The sequence below is a fragment of the Sphingomonas sp. CFBP 8760 genome (genome assembly GCF_014841615.1).
GTDB lineage: Bacteria > Pseudomonadota > Alphaproteobacteria > Sphingomonadales > Sphingomonadaceae > Sphingomonas.
Genome location: NZ_JACYUG010000001.1, coordinates 122113 through 136865 on the forward strand (window position 1 = coordinate 122113; position 14753 = coordinate 136865).

The following is a 14753-nucleotide window of genomic DNA, read 5'->3' on the forward strand; positions in this document are numbered from 1 at the left end:
CCCCCTTGCCTGGCGTTGGAACGAAGTGGGCGCGCATTAACGGTATGGCGCGTCGGCGGCAAGGTTTGCCGCGAGCGTCCGCTCCCAGCGATCACCGTTATCGAGCAGCTTGTTCTTGTCGTAGATCAATTCCTCGCGCGTTTCCGTCGAGAATTCGTAATTCGGCCCCTCGACGATCGCATCGACCGGACACGCCTCCTGACACAAGCCACAATAGATGCACTTGGTCATGTCGATGTCATAGCGCGTGGTGCGGCGGCTGCCGTCGTCACGCGGCTCGGCCTCGATCGTGATCGCCTGAGCCGGGCATACCGCCTCGCATAGCTTGCAGGCGATGCAGCGTTCCTCGCCATTCGGATAACGGCGCAGCGCATGTTCTCCGCGGAACCGCGGGCTGACCGGATTGCGCTCGTACGGGTAGTTGATCGTCGCCTTGGGCTTGAAGAAATAGCGCAAGGTCAGCGCGTGCGCCTTCACGAACTCCACGAGGAAGAACGACTTCACATATTGCGCGACACTCATGACCCGAATCCTACGCGCATCCACATCAGGACGCCCGACACGAGGAAAACCCAGAACAGCGACACCGGCAGGAATACCTTCCACCCCAGCCGCATCAGCTGGTCGTAGCGGTAACGGGGCACCGTTGCCTTGATCCAGCTGAACACGAAGAAGAAGAACATCATCTTGGCGAACAGCCAGATGATTCCCGGCACGGCATAAAGCGGCGCCCAATCGAGCGGCGGCAACCAGCCCCCCCAGAACAGCGTCGCGTTCAGCACGCACATCAGGATGACGTTGGCATATTCGCCGAGCCAGTAGAGCGCGAAGCTCATCGAGGAATATTCGGTCTGGTAGCCCGCCACCAGTTCCGATTCCGCCTCGGTCAGGTCGAACGGCGCCCGCTGCGTCTCGGCCAGCGACGAGATCAGGAACATGATCGCCATCGGGAACAGCAGCGGGTTCAGGAAGAAGCCGTTGATCGGCGTGTTCAACACACCCTTCTGTGCCATCACGATGCCACTGAGGTTGAATGTACCCGACCACAGCACGATCGAGATCAGGATGAAGCCGATCGCGACTTCGTAGCTGACCATCTGCGCCGCTGCCCGCAACGCCGAATAGAATGGATATTTGGAATTCGACGCCCAGCCGGCGAGGATGATCCCGTACACGCCGAGCGACGAGGCCGCGAGGACATAGAGCAGCCCGACGTTGATGTCGGCCAGCACCACTCCTGCCTGGAACGGCACCACCGCCCACACGATCAGTGCGACCGTGAAGGTGATGATCGGCGCGATCAGGAACAGACCCTTGTTCGCCGCCGACGGGATAATCGTTTCCTGCAGGAAGACCTTCAGGCCGTCGGCGAACGACTGCAGCAGGCCGAACGGGCCAACGACGTTGGGGCCACGACGCAGTGCCATCGCTGCCCAGATCTTGCGATCGGCATAGATGATCATCGCCACGGCCAGCATCAGCGGCAGCGCGATGACGAGGATGCCGATGATCGTCGCGACGAACCAGGCCCAGTCATAGGACAGGCCGACGGTGGTATGGAAGAAAGCGGTCATTCCGCGGCCTCCGCGAACGTCTCGCCATGGACCAGTTCGGCCGAGCAGCGCTGCATCGTCGGCGATGCACGGCAGATCGCGTTGGTCAGATAGAAATCCTTGATCGGATAGCCGGTCAGCACGCCCACCGCGCTGCCCTCGATTGCGGGCATCTGCCAGTCGAACGACACCAGGCCCTGTTCGCGCAATGCCGGCACTTCGGTGAACATCGCCTCGCGCACACCCGCGAAGCTGTCGAACGGCAGGGTCACGCCCATCGTGTCGGACAGCGCCCGGAAAATGCTCCAGTCCTCGCGCGCGTCGCCCGGTGGGAACACCGCGCGTTCGCCACGCTGGACCCGGCCTTCCAGATTGACCCAGGTGCCCGACTTCTCGGCATAGCTCGCGCCCGGCAGCACCACATCCGCAGACGCCGCGCCCTTGTCGCCGTGATGGCCGACGAACACCTTGAATCCGATGAAGCGGCTGAAATCCGCTTCATCCGCGCCAAGGAAGAATGCCAGCTTCGCGTCGTGCAGGTCGGCAATCCCGCCCTGCCGTGCATAACCGAGCATCAGCCCGCCCATCCGCGAGGCCGCCATATGAACGACGTTGAAGCCGTTCCAGTCGGGCTTCACCAGACCCAGCGTCTCGACCAGCTTCAGCGCCCCGCCATGCGCGCCCTTCAGCGCCGCACCGCCGACGATCATCATCGGCTTCGCCGCGCCTGCAAAGGCATCCAGCACCGTCTGCGGCAGATCGCCCAGCACTGCCAGATCGGCGCCCAGCCATTCGACCTTGTAGGTCAGATCCGTCTCCGGTCCGATCGCGAAGACCTTCGCGCCCTTCTTGATCGCCTTGCGGATGCGGGTGTTCACCAGCGGCGCTTCCCAGCGCAGGTTGGTGCCGACCAGCAGGATCGCGTCCGCCTCTTCGGTGCCGGCGATCGTCGTGTTGAAGTTCACCGCCGCGAGCGACGAAGTGTCGTAATCCATCCCCGTCTGCCGGCCTTCCAGCAGGTCGGAACCCAGTGCGCGGACCAGTGCCTTGGCGGCATACATCGTCTCGCAATCGACCAGATCGCCCGCAACCGCCGCGACGCTGCCGCCATGCGGGACGGCCGCGATCGCAGCAAATGCCTCGTCCCAGCTCGCCGGCACCAGCTTGCCGTCACGCCGGATGAACGGCCGGTCGAGCCGACGCCGCACCAGGCCATCGACGGCATGGCGCGTCTTGTCCGACGCCCACTCCTCGTTCACGTCCTCGTTGATCCGCGGCACGCAGCGCAACACCTGCCGCCCACGGCTGTCGAGGCGAATGTTGGTGCCGACCGCGTCCATCACGTCGATCGTCAGCGTCCGGCGCAATTCCCACGGCCGCGCTTCATAGGCATAGGGCTTCGACGTCAACGCCCCGACCGGGCACAGATCGACCACGTTGCCGCTCAGTTCGCTGGTGACCGCCTCTTCCAGATAGGAGGTGATCTGCATGTTCTCGCCGCGATAGATCGCACCGATCTCTTCCACGCCCGCCACTTCCTCGGCGAACCGGATGCAGCGCGTGCACTGGATGCAGCGGGTCATGATCGTCTTGACGATCGGCCCCATATATTTCTCGGTCACCGCGCGCTTGTTTTCGGCATAGCGCGACGCGCCGCGACCATAGGCGACCGACTGGTCCTGGAGATCGCATTCGCCACCCTGATCGCAGATCGGGCAATCGAGCGGATGGTTGATCAGCAGGAATTCCATGATGCCCTCACGGGCGTTCTTCACCATCGGCGTGGTGGTGAAGACCTCCTGATTGTCCGCCGCCGGCAGCGCGCACGATGCCTGTGGCTTGGGTGGGCCCGGCTTCACCTCGACGAGGCACATGCGGCAATTGCCCGCGATCGACAGGCGCTCGTGATAGCAGAAGCGCGGAATTTCCTTCCCCGCCGCTTCGCACGCCTGCAGGACCGTGGCGCCGGCCGGCACCTCGACCTCGATCCCGTCTACCTTCAGCTTGGGCATTATTCCGCCGCTTCCTGCATCGGTGCGAGGTCGCCCCCGCGTTCGTTGATCCGGCGCTCCAGTTCGGGCCGGAAATGCTTGATGAGACCCTGGATCGGCCATGCCGCGGCATCGCCCAGCGCACAGATCGAATGGCCCTCGACCTGTTTGGTCACCTGTTGCAGCATGTCGATCTCGGACAGGTCGGCGTCGCCGGTGCGCAGCCGCTCCATCACCCGCCACATCCAGCCGGTGCCCTCGCGGCACGGCGTGCACTGGCCGCAGCTCTCATGCTTGTAGAAATACGAGATGCGGCTGATCGCGCGGACGATGTCGGTCGACTTGTCCATGACGATGATCGCCGCGGTGCCCAAGCCGGAGCCGACCGCCTTCAGTCCGTCGAAATCCATCGGTGCATCGATGATCTGCGCGGCGGGCACCAGCGGCACCGACGATCCGCCCGGGATGACCGCGAGCAGATTATCCCAGCCGCCCCGGATACCGCCGCAATGCGTCTCGATCAGTTCGCGGAAGCTGATCGACATCGCCTCCTCGACCACGCACGGCTTGTTAACGTGACCGCTGATCTGGAACAGCTTGGTCCCGCGATTATTCTCTGCGCCGAAGCTGGAGAACCATTCGGCCCCGCGCCGCAGGATCGTCGGCGCGACCGCGATCGATTCGACGTTGTTGACCGTCGTCGGGCAGCCATAAAGCCCCGCTCCCGCCGGGAATGGCGGCTTCAGCCGGGGCTGGCCCTTCTTGCCCTCCAGGCTTTCGAGCATCGCGGTCTCTTCGCCGCAGATATAGGCACCCGCGCCACGATGGACGAAGACGTCAAAATCATAGCCCGACCCGCACGCGTTCTTGCCGATGAGGCCGGCGGCATAGGCTTCCGCCACCGCCGCGAACAACGTCTCCGCCTCGCGAATATATTCGCCGCGGATATAGATATATGCCGCCCGCGCCCGCATCGCGAAGCCCGCGACCAGCGCACCTTCGATCAGCTTATGCGGATCGTGGCGGATGATCTCGCGATCCTTACAGCTGCCAGGTTCGGATTCATCGGCGTTGATGACGAGGAAATTGGGCCGTTCCGCCTTCGGCTCCTTGGGCATGAACGACCATTTCGTGCCGGTCGGGAAACCCGCCCCGCCACGACCGCGCAAACCCGATGCCTTGACGACATCGATGATCTTGTCGTTGCCGAGTTCCAGCAGCGCCTTGGTATTGTCCCAGTCGCCCCGCGCACGCGCCGCGTCGAGGTTCCATGGCTGGAACCCGTAGACGTTGGTGAAGATGCGATCCTTGTCGGCGAGCATTACGCCCACTCCCCCCGATAATCATGGTTGGCGTCGACCATCTGCCTGAGCGAGGTCGGCCCGCCCTCCGGGCAACTGGCCCGCCGCCCGATCGTCGATCCCGGCTCGGGTGTCTGACCGTTGGCCAGAGCTTCCAGCACCGCGATGGTCCGATCATAGTCAAGGTCTTCGTAGTTATCGTCGTTGATCTGGACCATCGGCGCATTGGCGCAGGTGCCCAGACACTCGACCTCGGTCAGCGTAAACAGGCCGTCAGGCGTCGTGCCGCCCTTCACCAGTCCGCGGTTCTTGCACGCTGCCAAGACGTCGTCCGATCCCGCCAGCATGCACGGCGTAGTACCGCATACCTGCACATGATAACGGCCGACCGGCGCGAGGTTGAACATCGTATAGAAGGTCGCGACCTCGTACACGCGCATGTACGGTACGCCAATCGCACGCGCGACGAACTCGATCACCGGCACCGGCAACCAGCCCTGCGTGTGCGTCTCCGCCCCGACCTGCCGCTGGGCAAGATCAAGAAACGGGATCGACGCGGACTGTTCGCGCCCCTTGGGATAGCGACCGAGAATCTCGTTCGCCTTGCGCTGGTTTTCCTCGTTCCATTTGAACGAGCCCCAACGTGCGCGGGTTTCGGCTTCATCGGGGATATGGACTGAGTCAGCCATTATTCTGCTTCTTGCGAGTGGAGGACGCGACGACGATCAGGCAGAGCGCTACCGTGATCGACCCCAAACCGCCCACGGCGCTATCGATTACGATCAGCTGGACCATGCCGATTGCCAACAGCACGACCGATAACGTCACCAGCATGATCCGGATGTGACTATCGTTCACCGATCGCACTCCCCAAACACGATATCCATCGCGCCCAGAATGGCGGTCGTGTCCGCCAGCATGTGGCCACGGCTCATGAAGTCCATCGCCTGCAAATGGCTGAATGCGGTCGGCCTGATCTTGCAACGATAGGGCTTGTTGGTGCCGTCGGCGACCAAGTACACGCCGAATTCGCCCTTGGGGCTTTCGGTCGCGACATAGACCTCGCCGGCGGGCACGTGGAAGCCCTCGGTGTACAGCTTGAAGTGGTGGATCAGCGCCTCCATCGAGCGCTTCATCTCGGCGCGCTTGGGCGGCACCACCTTGCGGTCGTCCGACGCGATCGGGCCTTCAGGCATGTCGCGCAGGCACTGCTTCATGATCCGTGCCGACTGACGGACTTCCTCCACGCGCACCATGAACCGGTCATAGCAATCGCCCCGCGTACCGACCGGAATGTCAAATTCCATCCGGTCGTACACGTCGTAGGGCTGCGACTTGCGCAGGTCCCACGGGATGCCCGCCGCGCGGATCATCGGGCCGGAAAAGCCCCAGGCGATCGCGTCGTCACGGCTGACGGTGGCGATGTCGACGTTGCGCTGCTTGAAAATACGGTTGTCCGCGACCAGCGAGATCGCATCCTCGAACAGGCGCGGCAACCGCGTGTCGAGCCAGTCGCCGATGTCGGTCAGCAGCTTCAGCGGCACGTCCTGATGAACGCCGCCCGGCCGCATGTAATTGTGGTGCATCCGCGCACCCGACGCGCGCTCGAAGAAATTCATGCAATCTTCGCGGATTTCAAACAGCCAGAGGTTCGGCGTCATCGCGCCGACATCCATGACATGGCTGCCGAGGTTCAGCATGTGATTGCAGATGCGCGTCAGCTCGGCGAAGAACACCCGCAGATATTGCGCGCGCACCGGCACTTCGAGGTCGAGCAGCTTCTCGACCGCCAGCACCCAGCTATGCTCCATGCACATCGGCGAGCAGTAATCGAGCCGATCAAAATAGGGCAAAGCCTGGATATAGGTCTTCGCCTCAATCAGCTTCTCGGTGCCGCGATGGAGCAGACCGACATGCGGATCGATCCGCTCGACGATCTCGCCGTCCAGTTCCATCACCAGCCGCAACACGCCGTGTGCGGCGGGATGCTGCGGGCCGAAGTTGATCGTGTAGTTCTGGATCGTCACGTCGCCGGTCGACGGATCGGACGCGCTGACGTTATGCAGCATTTGATCGACATGGGGGTCGATCGTCGTCGTCGCCGGGGCGATCACGGGTGCATCACTCACTGGTTCTGCCCTGCCTTGGTGGGAACGACATCGGGATCGCTCGGCTTCGGCGTCGCGTCCGATTGCGGCGCGCCCTTGCCGGTATCGGCGGTGCTCTCCGCCGTCGTCTTGGCATAGGGTTCGCTGGATGCCGCCGGAGCCTGCTTCGGCGCGCCGGCCGTGTCCGCCTTCTGGATCTGGTCCGCCGTCAGCGGCGTCTGCGCGCCCTTGGCCTGCGGTACCGCGGGGCCACCCGCCGGAGCGGCCGCCTTCTCGTCGCCCGGCAGCACATATCCCGCACCTTCCCATGGCGACAGGAAGTCGAACGTGCGGAAATCCTGAGCCAGCTGCACCGGCTGATACACGACGCGCTTCTCCTCCTCGGAATAGCGCAATTCGGTATAGCCCGTCATCGGGAAGTCCTTGCGCAACGGATGGCCGCGAAAGCCATAATCCGTCAGGATGCGGCGCAGGTCCTGATTGCCGGTGAACAGCACGCCGTACAGGTCATACACTTCGCGCTCCAGCCACCCAGCCACCGGCCACAAGCCGGTGACGGACGGGATCGGCTGCTCCTCATCGGTCGCGACATGCACCTGTACGCGGTGGTTCCGGGTCAGCGACAACAGGTTGTAGACCACATCGAACCGCTCGGACCGCTCGGGATAATCGACCCCGGCGATCTCCATCAGCTGCTGATATTCCAGCCCCGGCGTATCACGCAGCGCGATCATCGCATCGACCAGTCCATCGCGATGGACGTACAACTGGACCTCGCCGACCCGCTCGAGCGCGTCGATCAGGGCCGGACCAATCGCGCCGCGCGCGACCTCGATCGTGTCGCCCGCTGCGGCATAGGCGGGAGCAGGCGCCCTCACCGTTCGATGCTCCCGCTGCGACGGATCTTCCGCTGCAACTGCATAATGCCGTACAGCAACGCCTCCGCGGTCGGGGGACATCCGGGCACGTAGATGTCGACCGGCACGATCCGGTCACAGCCACGCACAACCGAATAACTGTAATGGTAATAGCCGCCGCCATTGGCGCAGCTACCCATCGAGATGACGTATTTCGGCTCCGACATCTGATCGTACACCCGGCGCAGCGCCGGGGCCATCTTGTTGCAAAGCGTACCCGCGACGATCATCACGTCCGACTGGCGCGGGGATGCACGCGGCGCGGCACCGAAGCGTTCGAGATCGTAGCGCGGCATGTTGACGTGGATCATCTCGACCGCGCAGCAGGCGAGGCCGAACGTCATCCACCACAGGCTGCCGGTACGCGCCCACTGGAACAGTTCCTCGGTCGAGGTGACGAGGAAACCCTTGTCGGTCAGTTCGCCGTTCAGGCTGTCGAAAAACCCCTGATCGGGCGGCAGCACGCTGCCGTCACCGGCCGGCCGGCCTAGTTCGACGGGACCGGAGTGCATGTCGACTACTCCCAATCCAACGCTCCCTTCTTCCACGCATAGACGAGGCCCAGGGCCAGTTCGCCGATAAAGATCATCATCGAGATCCACGCGGTCCAGCCGATGCTGAACACGCTGACCGCCCATGGATATAGGAACGCCGCCTCCAGATCGAAGACGATGAACAGGATCGCGACGAGATAAAAGCGCACGTCGTAGCGGCTGCGCGAATCCTCGAATGCAGGGAAGCCGCATTCATATTCGGCGAGCTTCTGCTCGTTCGGCTTGTGCGAGCCGGTAAGCCGCCCGACCGCCATCGGAAGAAACACGAACGCGCTCGAAAGCACGATCGCGACACCAAGGAACAGCAGGATCGGCAGATATTGCGACAGGTCGACCAATGGGCATCTCGCAAGTGCGAACGGATAGTGATCGCTTTAGGCCGGTGAAGCCCAAGCGGCAAGGTTTGCAAGCTATGAGAATAACTCGCAACTGGCGACAGGCCGACCGGACGTGGCCGTCACGCCATCAGCGTAGGGCGCCCGCCACCAGCTTGTGCAGCTTGGAGTGGAGCGCATCGTTGGCCGCAAGCATTTCCTTGCGTTCCAACGGCTTGTCGCCACCGCGATAGTCGGTGACGAAGCCGCCGGCTTCCTTGATGAGCAACTGGCCGGCCGCGACGTCCCACATCTGCAGGTCCGATTCCCAGAACCCGTCGAATCGCCCCGCCGCCACCCAGGCGAGGTCGAGCGCCGCCGCGCCCAGGCGCCGGATGCCCGCCACTTCGGGCGCGACCGCGCCGAAAATGCGGCTCCATTCGACGAAGTCGCCATGGCCCATGAAGGGGATGCCGGTCGCGATCAGCGCCTCGCTCATGTCGCGGCGCGAGGACACCCGCAGCCGCTGGTCGGTCAGCCATGCGCCGCGACCCTTCTCCGCCCAGAAGCTTTCGTCGGTCAGCGGCTGATAGACGAGCGCGGTCGTGATCTCGCGCTTGCCGTTCGGCATCGGCTCCTCGACCGCGATCGAGATGCAGAAATGCGGGATGCCGTGGAGGAAGTTCGAGGTGCCGTCGAGCGGATCGACGATGAAGCGCGGCTTGTCGGGATCGCCCGCCACCTCGCCACGCTCCTCCATCAGGAACCCCCAGTCGGGGCGTGCGCGCGACAATTCCTCGTAGATCGTCTGCTCGGCGCGCTGGTCGGCCTGGCTGACGAAATCCGCCGGCCCCTTGCGGCTGACCTGCAACTGCTGGACCTCGTTGAAGTCGCGCCGCAGCCGGGGTGCCGCCTTGCGCGCGGCCCGCTCGATGACGGTGAAAAGACCGGAATGGGAAGGCATTTCAAACCACCATGCAAAATTGAGAAAGCGCATTAAGCCGGTACGGCTCCATGAGCAGCGCCAACCTTTTACTCAATGATGGGCAGCTATAAGCTCCGCCATCGCTCCATGAAGAACTGGAGCAGAAACCTACCTCCTGCCCCATCTTGACCATTTCGTCATGAGGGGCAACGAACCACCCCCCAGACGATGGAAAGGCAATCCATACGCCTTTCCCTTCATACTTCCGGTCGATTATCCAACGCCCTTTGAGCTGTATCGGACGAAACGAGGCATCCGCATCTCGGTAAGCCACCAGATCAACGCCGCGATCATACACTGGCAAATAAGCATTAAAACCGAGCATAAGTAGTTCGCTGACCAGCGCATTCCGGTTAATGACTTCTTTAACCTGAGCACTAAAACGAACATCGCCCATTAGTTAATCCGCGCGCCGTACGTACGTCTGCTCGTACACGTCGACCACGATCCGCGTGCCCGCGCCGATGTGGGGCGGCACCATCACGCGGACGCCGTTGTCGAGGATCGCGGGCTTGTAGCTGGACGAGGCGGTCTGCCCCTTCACCACCGCATCGGCCTCGACGATCATCGCCTCGATCGTGGAGGGCAGCTCGACCGAGATCGGGCGTTCGTCGTACAGTTCCAGCACCACGTCCATGCCGTCCTGCAGGAATGCGGCGGCATCGCCCAGGATGCCGGCATCCAGCGTGATCTGCTCGTAATTGTCCTTGTCCATGAAGGTCAGCTGGTCGCCGTCCTTGAACAGGAACTGGAAATCCTTGGTATCCAGCCGCACCCGTTCCACCGTCTCGGCCGAGCGGAAGCGGACGTTGTTCTTGCGTCCATCGATCAGGTTCTTCATCTCGACCTGCATATACGCGCCGCCCTTGCCGGGCTGCGTGTGCTGGATCTTGACCGCGCGCCAGATGCCGCCTTCATACTCGATGATGTTGCCGGGACGGATGTCCACGCCGCTGATCTTCATGACTGTACCTGCTGGAAAGAGCGATGGCGCGACTTAGCGCTGCCCGGCCGTTCCGGCAAGCAAGGGATAGGGATTGATGTCCTGCCCCTGCCACCATCCCTCGCCGGCGCGCATCCGTTGCACCCCGAAATGCAGGTGGGTGTTCCCCGGCCCCGCATCGCCGGTATCGCCAACATAGGCGATCGGCTGGCCGGCCCGCACCACCGCCCCTTCACCGATCCCGTCCGCATAGCGGGACAGATGCGCATAGTAATAGATCGTGCGCCGATCGGGCGACCGGACATAGAGCGTCGTGCCGCCGAGGCGGCTGTCGAACAGTTTCTCGACCGTGCCGTCTGCCGCCGCCAGCACCGGCGTACCGCCCGGCGCCATGATGTCGGTGCCGTGGTGCGCCCGCGCGCCGCCCCCGCGGGCATCGCCCCAGCTATCGGCGATCGCGGTGGGCGCAACGCCCGCCACCGGGACCACGAGCGACGTCGGCGTACGGACGAACGGGTTTGCCCGGCGCAAACGTTCACGCACGCCCGGTTCGCCGTCGCCCGAAAAGGATAGCATCGACAGGAAGCCACCCACCACCAGCACCAGTGCGATCAGGATGCCCCAGCCGAGCTTCGTCATCCCCGGCTATTCCTGGAAGATGGCCGGCGTTCCCGGCTTCGCCATCACCGACAGCCGCGCCACATCCCAATTGGTCAGCCGCACGCAACCATGGCTTTCGCTGCGGCCGATCAGTTCGGGATTGGGGGTGCCGTGGATGCCGTAATGCTTCTTCGACAGGTCCAGCCAGACCACCCCGACCGGCCCGTTCGGCCCCGGCGGCAACTGCGCCTTGTCGTCACTCTTGTCCGCATCCCAGAACAGGGCGGGATTGTAATGGAACTTCGGATTATAATCCGCGCCCTTGATCGTCCAGTTGCCGATCGGCAGCGGATCGTGCTGCGATCCCGTCGTCACTTGGAACTGTGCGACCAGCTTGTCCGCCTTGTCATAGACGCGCAACACCTTGTCGGACTTGTCGACCACGATCTTCGACGCCTCGGGCTGCACCGCATCGACGTTCAGCATGTTGAGCGTCGCCCGCCATTCGTCGGTCCGCTCGGGGTCATAGGCGCGGCTGGTCGGCAGCACGTTCGGAAACACCACCTTGGTGCCAGGCGTCAGCATCGTCTGCGGACCATTCAGTTCCACCAGCACGCGCGGGGTGGTGTGGAACATCTCCGCCAGCTTCTCCAGCGGGCTGCGGTAATAGAGGCCGGGCAGCTTCGCCTGATCGACCTCGCTCTTCGGAATCTCCGGCAGATACGGCCCCGCGAGCACCCGGGCGTTCAGTTCCAGCGTCTTGGTCGCCTCGGTTCCCCAATAGGGCGCGAGCGCCTGCATCGTCGGCGCATCGGGTTTGCCCGTCACCGGCAACCCGCGGCTTTCCTGAAACCCCTTGATCGCCGAGGTCAGAGACATACCCGCCCGCCCGTCGATCACGCCGGGCGAGAAGCCGAGCCGGTCGAGCACGACCTGCATCTTCAGCAGATTGCGGTCGAGCGGGATTTGTTTCCCGCGGGAAACTTCCGGCTGCGCGATCGCGGGTGCGGCAATCCCCAGGGCGAGCAGGAGCAGGAAACGACGCATGGATGTTCCGATCAGACTGTTACGCTGTCAGATCAAACGAGCGGCACCCCGCTTGGCTCCGTGCCTATCGCGCGGCGAGTATGTCGGCAAAGGCGCGCATCGCCGCCGCCTCGTTCCCGCCCCATACCGCACCGGAGACGGCGAGGAAGTCGGCCCCCGCCTTCACCAGCGGCGCGGCATTGTCCGGCGTGATTCCACCGATCGCGACCGAGGGTAGTTCGAACACTGCCGACCACCAGCTGAGGATCACCGGTTCGGGGCGATGCTTGGTTTCCTTGGTCGTGGTCGGATAAAAGGCACCGAAGGCGACATAATCGGCCCCCGCCTCGCCCGCTTCCATCGCGAGATGGCGGCTGTCGTGGCAGGTGACGCCGATCTGCACGCTCGGCCCCAGTGCCTCGCGCGCCTCACGCGGGTCGCCATCGTCCTGGCCCAGATGCACGCCGTCCGCGCCCAGCCGCTTGGCCAGCGCGACCGAATCATTGACGATGAACGCGACTTCCCGGTCGGCGCAGATGCGCTGCAACGGTTCGGCCAGTCGCGCCGCTTCGTGCTGGTCGATGTCCTTGACGCGGAACTGGAACGCCGCCGCAGGCCCCGCATCCAGCGCGCGCGCCAGCCGGTCCGGGAAAGCACCACCGACATCGAGCGGCGATACGAGATAGAGCTGACAGGGCGGACGGCGAAGATCGCGCGTGAAGTTCGCGGCGAAATCGGGGTCGAGCGGGCCGAGAGGGTCTTGGATCATCCGCCCCCTCTAACCCTACCCCGTCCGCGACGAAAGCCGCGACCTAGCCAAGCGCATGACGTTTGGTGGCGGCCACGGCATACGCCGCGCCGCCACCGGGCCAAATCAGGCCTCGCCCTTGTAGATCGACACCAGCTTGTCGAGCATCGCCAGCGCGTCCTCGCGGCTGCGCTGGAAGGTATTGCGGCCGATGATCGAGCCGTTGCCGCCGCCCGCCAGAATGTCGCGCGCGTCCTGATAGACCGCATCCGCACCCTTGGCCGCGCCGCCCGAGAACACCACGATCCGGCGTCCGGCGAAGCTGGACTGGACGACGTGACGAACACGCTCGGACTGCTGCGACCAGTCGGTGCCTTCGTACGCCTTCTTCGCTTCGGGCTGCTCGATATGCGCGCTCGGCAGCTTCACCTTGATGATGTGCGCGCCCAGCAACGCCGCCATGTGCGCGGCATAGGCGCCGACATCCAGCGCCAGCTCGCCGTCCTTCGACAGGTTGCCGCCGCGCGGATAGCTCCAGATCACCGTCGCGATGCCGACCGACTTGGCCTCCTCGGACAGTTCGCGGATTTCCTCCATCTGCTCGAAGATGCCATCCGATCCCGGATAGATGGTGAAGCCGATCGCCGCGCAGCCGAGGCGCAACGCGTCGGACACGCTGGCGGTCACCGCCTGATCGATGCTGGTCGCCCAGCTGTTCGAACTGTTGACCTTCAGGATCGTCGGGATCTGTCCGGCAAAGGTATCGGCCCCCGCCTCCAGCGGCCCGAGCGGCGCGGCATAGGCAGACAGCCCGGCATCGATCGCGATCTGATAGTGGTAGTGCGGATCATAGGCTGCCGGGTTCACCGCGAACGAGCGGGCCGGCCCATGTTCGAACCCCTGATCGACCGGCAAGATGATGAGCTTGCCGGTACCGCCCAGCTTGCCCTGCATCAGGATGCGGGCGAGGTTGCCCTTCACCGCCGGGCTGGTGGCTTCGTACTTGTCGAGAATGGCCTTTACGGCAGGCGTCACGGTCGTGGACATGGAAATCTCCCTGGGAAGGACGATGGTAGGAAAAACGATGGAATCACAGCATCAGCCAGCGGCGCAGCGCCTGATCGACCTGCTCCATGCGGGTCGGTGATGACTGGCCGATGACGCGGACGATACGTTCGCGGCGGACGCTGGTGATCTGGTCGATCTGCACCTCGCACTCGACCGTCAGGCCGGTATGCTCGCGCGGTGAAAAGGCGACGCGGAACAGTGCCTCGCCGCCGACGATGTCGGTCAGCGGGCACAAGGTGATTGTGCGATGGGTGGCGTTGAACAGGTCGGACTGGACGACGACGCAGGGCCGGGCGCGGTCGGTACGGTCGGGCGCCGATGCCACCAGCACGATCGCACCGTGCCTGATGTCGCCGGCGACGGTGTCCACCGGTGTCAGTTCCATGCCGTATCATCCGTGTCGATCGCATCCCAGACGGCATGAGGCTCGCCCTCGCGCTTCGAGGCGCGCAATGACTGGCGGCGGGCTTCGCGTCGATACGCCTCGTCGTGCAGGTCGACGTAGCGTCGCACCGCTTCGCGCGCGATATCGCTCTTGCTGCGGCCCTGGGTGCGCGCCACGGCTGCAAGACGCTCTTCCAGTTCCGTATCCAGCCTGACGCCGAGCATCGTTACCCCTGATGTTTAACGTGTTTAACATAGCGT

19 protein-coding genes are annotated in these 14753 nt (G+C 63.9%); all 19 read right to left on the minus strand.

Annotated features, from left to right (window positions below; translation table 11 throughout):
* Positions 1–36: 36 nt before the first annotated feature.
* The 19 genes from nuoI to IFT82_RS00605 all read right to left on the minus strand — a co-directional run bounded on the left by nuoI (position 37) and on the right by IFT82_RS00605 (position 14717).
* A complete protein-coding gene (gene nuoI / locus IFT82_RS00515) occupies positions 37–522 on the minus strand; it encodes an NADH-quinone oxidoreductase subunit NuoI (protein WP_192123324.1) in 486 nt (161 codons plus the stop codon).
* Positions 519–1574 carry an NADH-quinone oxidoreductase subunit NuoH gene (nuoH, locus tag IFT82_RS00520; RefSeq protein WP_192123326.1) on the minus strand — a complete coding sequence of 352 codons (1056 nt, stop codon included), beginning with the start codon at positions 1572–1574 and terminating at the stop codon, positions 519–521. The genes nuoI and nuoH overlap by 4 nt, the downstream gene beginning before the upstream one ends.
* Entirely contained in the window at positions 1571–3565 is a 1995-nt protein-coding gene (gene nuoG, locus IFT82_RS00525) for an NADH-quinone oxidoreductase subunit NuoG (RefSeq protein WP_192123328.1), read from the minus strand. Before nuoG ends, nuoH begins: the two co-directional genes overlap by 4 nt.
* Complete coding sequence (gene nuoF, locus IFT82_RS00530) at positions 3565–4866, minus strand: NADH-quinone oxidoreductase subunit NuoF (RefSeq protein WP_192123330.1); 1302 nt, start codon at positions 4864–4866, stop codon at positions 3565–3567. Before nuoF ends, nuoG begins: the two co-directional genes overlap by 1 nt.
* Positions 4866–5534 carry a complex I 24 kDa subunit family protein gene (locus IFT82_RS00535; protein ID WP_192123332.1) on the minus strand — a complete coding sequence of 223 codons (669 nt, stop codon included), beginning with the start codon at positions 5532–5534 and terminating at the stop codon, positions 4866–4868. Before IFT82_RS00535 ends, nuoF begins: the two co-directional genes overlap by 1 nt.
* The gene (locus IFT82_RS00540) at positions 5527–5703 is read right to left on the minus strand and encodes a hypothetical protein (protein WP_192123334.1); all 177 of its coding nucleotides are present in this window, start codon (positions 5701–5703) and stop codon (positions 5527–5529) included. Before IFT82_RS00540 ends, IFT82_RS00535 begins: the two co-directional genes overlap by 8 nt.
* A complete protein-coding gene (locus IFT82_RS00545; protein WP_192124228.1) occupies positions 5700–6914 on the minus strand; it encodes an NADH-quinone oxidoreductase subunit D in 1215 nt (404 codons plus the stop codon). The genes IFT82_RS00540 and IFT82_RS00545 overlap by 4 nt, the downstream gene beginning before the upstream one ends.
* Positions 6915–6970: 56 nt before the next feature.
* On the minus strand, positions 6971–7831 hold the full coding sequence (locus tag IFT82_RS00550; RefSeq protein ID WP_192123336.1) for an NADH-quinone oxidoreductase subunit C: 861 nt from the start codon (positions 7829–7831) through the stop codon (positions 6971–6973).
* The gene (locus IFT82_RS00555) at positions 7828–8382 is read right to left on the minus strand and encodes a NuoB/complex I 20 kDa subunit family protein (protein ID WP_192123338.1); all 555 of its coding nucleotides are present in this window, start codon (positions 8380–8382) and stop codon (positions 7828–7830) included. The genes IFT82_RS00550 and IFT82_RS00555 overlap by 4 nt, the downstream gene beginning before the upstream one ends.
* Positions 8383–8387: 5 nt before the next feature.
* The gene (ndhC, locus tag IFT82_RS00560) at positions 8388–8762 is read right to left on the minus strand and encodes an NADH-quinone oxidoreductase subunit A (RefSeq protein ID WP_192123340.1); all 375 of its coding nucleotides are present in this window, start codon (positions 8760–8762) and stop codon (positions 8388–8390) included.
* A 127-nt stretch (positions 8763–8889) separates the two neighbouring features.
* Positions 8890–9702 carry an inositol monophosphatase family protein gene (locus tag IFT82_RS00565; protein WP_192123342.1) on the minus strand — a complete coding sequence of 271 codons (813 nt, stop codon included), beginning with the start codon at positions 9700–9702 and terminating at the stop codon, positions 8890–8892.
* A gap of 1 nt (position 9703) precedes the next feature.
* A complete protein-coding gene (locus tag IFT82_RS00570; RefSeq protein ID WP_192123345.1) occupies positions 9704–10120 on the minus strand; it encodes a hypothetical protein in 417 nt (138 codons plus the stop codon).
* Between the two features lie 3 nt (positions 10121–10123).
* Complete coding sequence (gene efp, locus IFT82_RS00575; protein ID WP_192123347.1) at positions 10124–10687, minus strand: elongation factor P; 564 nt, start codon at positions 10685–10687, stop codon at positions 10124–10126.
* A 33-nt stretch (positions 10688–10720) separates the two neighbouring features.
* Complete coding sequence (locus tag IFT82_RS00580; RefSeq protein ID WP_192123349.1) at positions 10721–11305, minus strand: M23 family metallopeptidase; 585 nt, start codon at positions 11303–11305, stop codon at positions 10721–10723.
* Positions 11306–11311: 6 nt separating this feature from the next.
* Positions 11312–12313 carry a L,D-transpeptidase family protein gene (locus tag IFT82_RS00585; protein ID WP_192123351.1) on the minus strand — a complete coding sequence of 334 codons (1002 nt, stop codon included), beginning with the start codon at positions 12311–12313 and terminating at the stop codon, positions 11312–11314.
* A 64-nt stretch (positions 12314–12377) separates the two neighbouring features.
* Entirely contained in the window at positions 12378–13061 is a 684-nt protein-coding gene (thiE, locus tag IFT82_RS00590) for a thiamine phosphate synthase (protein WP_192123353.1), read from the minus strand.
* Positions 13062–13166: 105 nt separating this feature from the next.
* Positions 13167–14087 (minus strand): class I fructose-bisphosphate aldolase, encoded by a 921-nt coding sequence (locus tag IFT82_RS00595; RefSeq protein WP_192123355.1) that lies wholly within the window; start codon positions 14085–14087, stop codon positions 13167–13169.
* A gap of 43 nt (positions 14088–14130) precedes the next feature.
* A complete protein-coding gene (locus IFT82_RS00600) occupies positions 14131–14493 on the minus strand; it encodes a type II toxin-antitoxin system PemK/MazF family toxin (RefSeq protein WP_192123357.1) in 363 nt (120 codons plus the stop codon).
* Positions 14484–14717, minus strand: coding sequence for a ribbon-helix-helix protein, CopG family (locus tag IFT82_RS00605; RefSeq protein WP_192123359.1), 234 nt, complete (start codon positions 14715–14717; stop codon positions 14484–14486). Before IFT82_RS00605 ends, IFT82_RS00600 begins: the two co-directional genes overlap by 10 nt.
* Positions 14718–14753 lie beyond the last annotated feature (36 nt).